The 3,617-nt window shown below is 54.2% G+C and carries 2 rRNA genes and 1 pseudogene (1 of these 3 cut by a window edge); 1 reads left to right on the top strand and 2 read right to left on the bottom strand.

The features are described 5' to 3' along the window. A pseudogene (locus XANALMUS060_RS22405) lies at positions 1–215 on the top strand (methylglyoxal synthase); the annotation flags it as partial. Between the two features lie 69 nt (positions 216–284). On the opposite strand, the gene rrf reads toward XANALMUS060_RS22405, so the two are convergent. Further along, positions 285–399, bottom strand: a 5S ribosomal RNA gene (gene rrf, locus XANALMUS060_RS16425). Positions 400–556: 157 nt separating this feature from the next. Then, a 23S ribosomal RNA gene (locus tag XANALMUS060_RS16420) occupies positions 557–3,617 on the bottom strand (it continues 118 nt past the right edge of the window).

The raw sequence follows: 3,617 nt of genomic DNA, 5'->3' as shown, positions 1-3,617 counted from the left end.
GGTCAGACGCGCAGATTGCCTCTAGCGTGTTGTCAGGAGTTTGCCATCGAGCGTTGTTTTTTGAGGATGCGCATGTCGCGCGTCAGCACGAGGCAGACATCCAGTTATTGGAGCGTGCGGTGGCGACGGTGAGTGATGTTGCGGTGTGCATGAGCTCGCCGTTGGTTGCTCGGCGCTGGGCGGCGGCGGCGTTGAAGCGAGGGGTTGTCGGTTGAGGGTGATGTTTGTTTTTTTGTGGCAATAAAAAATCCCCGTCCTGTTGGGACGGGGATTTGGGGTGAAGCCCCTGGCGATGACCTACTCTCGCATGGCTTGAGCCACACTACCATCGGCGCAGCTGCGTTTCACTTCCGAGTTCGGGATGGGATCGGGTGGTTCCACAACGCTAATTTCACCAGGGAGACGGTTGGAGTGTCGCCGTTGCGATCGCTCGGCCTGTTTGGGAGGGCCGAGGATGGCATGGCGCCAGCCTCTCATGGGGTGTGATGTAGCGAGCGATTGTGAAGCATTCGACGTGTGTCGTGCTAAGGGATGCTTGGAAGCACCTTGAGGTTATATGGTCAAGCCGCACGGATCATTAGTATCAGTTAGCTCAATGCATTGCTGCACTTACACACCTGACCTATCAACCACGTAGTCTACATGGTTCCTTTAGGGGACTTGTGTCCCGGGAGATCTCATCTTGAGGCGCGCTTCCCGCTTAGATGCTTTCAGCGGTTATCGCTTCCGAACATAGCTACCCGGCAATGCCACTGGCGTGACAACCGGAACACCAGAGGTTCGTCCACTCCGGTCCTCTCGTACTAGGAGCAGCCCCTCTCAAATCTCCAACGCCCATGGCAGATAGGGACCGAACTGTCTCACGACGTTCTGAACCCAGCTCGCGTACCACTTTAAATGGCGAACAGCCATACCCTTGGGACCGACTACAGCCCCAGGATGTGATGAGCCGACATCGAGGTGCCAAACACCGCCGTCGATATGAACTCTTGGGCGGTATCAGCCTGTTATCCCCGGAGTACCTTTTATCCGTTGAGCGATGGCCCTTCCATACAGAACCACCGGATCACTAAGACCTACTTTCGTACCTGCTTGATCCGTCGATCTTGCAGTCAAGCACGCTTATGCCTTTGCACACAGTGCGCGATGTCCGACCGCGCTGAGCGTACCTTCGTGCTCCTCCGTTACTCTTTAGGAGGAGACCGCCCCAGTCAAACTACCCACCATACACGGTCCCCGATCCGGATTACGGACCTAGGTTAGAACGTCAAGCACGACAGGGTGGTATTTCAAGGATGGCTCCACCACAGCTAGCGCCATGGTTTCATAGCCTCCCACCTATCCTACACAGACGAACTCAACGTTCAGTGTAAAGCTATAGTAAAGGTTCACGGGGTCTTTCCGTCTTGCCACGGGAACGCTGCATCTTCACAGCGATTTCAATTTCACTGAGTCTCGGGTGGAGACAGCGCCGCTGTCGTTACGCCATTCGTGCAGGTCGGAACTTACCCGACAAGGAATTTCGCTACCTTAGGACCGTTATAGTTACGGCCGCCGTTTACTGGGGCTTCGATCAAGAGCTTCGCCTTGCGGCTAACCCCATCAATTAACCTTCCAGCACCGGGCAGGCGTCACACCCTATACGTCCACTTTCGTGTTTGCAGAGTGCTGTGTTTTTGATAAACAGTCGCAGCGGCCTGGTTTCTGCGACCCTCTTCAGCTATAGCTCGCACGAGCCACCAAAAAGGGTGCACCTTCTCCCGAAGTTACGGTGCCATGTTGCCTAGTTCCTTCACCCGAGTTCTCTCAAGCGCCTGAGAATTCTCATCCTACCCACCTGTGTCGGTTTACGGTACGGTCTGCGTAAGCTGAAGCTTAGGAGCTTTTCCTGGAAGCGTGGTATCAGTGACTTCGTCTCAAAGACTCGTCTCGGTGCTCGGTCTTAAAGGACCCCGGATTTGCCAAGGATCCAAACCTACCGCCTTTCCCCGGGACAACCAACGCCCGGTACACCTAACCTTCTCCGTCCCTCCATCGCACTTACGCGAGGTGCAGGAATATTAACCTGCTTCCCATCGACTACGGCTTTCGCCCTCGCCTTAGGGGCCGACTCACCCTGCGCCGATTAACGTTGCGCAAGGAAACCTTGGGCTTTCGGCGTGCGGGTTTTTCACCCGCATTATCGTTACTCATGTCAGCATTCGCACTTCCGATACCTCCAGCGGACTTCTCAATCCACCTTCGCAGGCTTACGGAACGCTCCTCTACCGCGCATCGCTTATCGCGATGCACCCCAAGCTTCGGTTCACTGCTTAGCCCCGTTAAATCTTCCGCGCAGACCGACTCGACCAGTGAGCTATTACGCTTTCTTTAAAGGGTGGCTGCTTCTAAGCCAACCTCCTGGCTGTCTATGCCTTTCCACATCGTTTTCCACTTAGCAGTGAATTTGGGACCTTAGCTGTGGGTCTGGGTTGTTTCCCTTTTCACGACGGACGTTAGCACCCGCCGTGTGTCTCCCATACAGTCCGTCTCGGTATTCGGAGTTTGCAATGGTTTGGTAAGTCGCGATGACCCCCTAGCCATAACAGTGCTCTACCCCCGAGAGGATACATATGAGGCGCTACCTAAATAGCTTTCGAGGAGAACCAGCTATCTCCGGGTTCGATTAGCTTTTCACTCCTAATCACACCTCATCCCCTACCTTTGCAACGGGAGTGGGTTCGGGCCTCCAGTCAGTGTTACCTGACCTTCACCCTGGGCATGACTAGATCACCCGGTTTCGGGTCTACTGCCCGCGACTATGCGCCCTTATCAGACTCGGTTTCCCTTCGCCTCCCCTATACGGTTAAGCTTGCCACGAACAGTAAGTCGCTGACCCATTATACAGTGCTCTACCCCCGAGAGGATACATATGAGGCGCTACCTAAATAGCTTTCGAGGAGAACCAGCTATCTCCGGGTTCGATTAGCTTTTCACTCCTAATCACACCTCATCCCCTACCTTTGCAACGGGAGTGGGTTCGGGCCTCCAGTCAGTGTTACCTGACCTTCACCCTGGGCATGACTAGATCACCCGGTTTCGGGTCTACTGCCCGCGACTATGCGCCCTTATCAGACTCGGTTTCCCTTCGCCTCCCCTATACGGTTAAGCTTGCCACGAACAGTAAGTCGCTGACCCATTATACAAAAGGTACGCAGTCACTCTTACGAGCTCCTACTGCTTGTACGCACACGGTTTCAGGATCTATTTCACTCCCCTCTCCGGGGTTCTTTTCGCCTTTCCCTCACGGTACTGGTTCACTATCGGTCGGTCAGGAGTATTTAGCCTTGGAGGATGGTCCCCCCATATTCAGACAGGGTTTCACGTGCCCCGCCCTACTCGTCTTCACTGGTATGGCCCTTTTAAATACAGGGCTATCACCTTCTATGGCCAACCTTTCCAGGTTGTTTTTCTAAAACCATACCAGCTTAAGGGCTAGTCCCCGTTCGCTCGTCACTACTTAGGGAATCTCGGTTGATTTCTTTTCCTCCGGTTACTTAGATATTTCAGTTCACCGGGTTCGCTTCCTGCAGCTATGAATTCACTGCAGGATACTGCCGAAGCAGTGGGTTTCCCCA

The organism is Xanthomonas sp. MUS 060 (assembly GCF_000963215.1).
Taxonomy (GTDB): domain Bacteria; phylum Pseudomonadota; class Gammaproteobacteria; order Xanthomonadales; family Xanthomonadaceae; genus Xanthomonas_A.
This window is presented reverse-complemented; position numbering and strand designations above follow the sequence as displayed.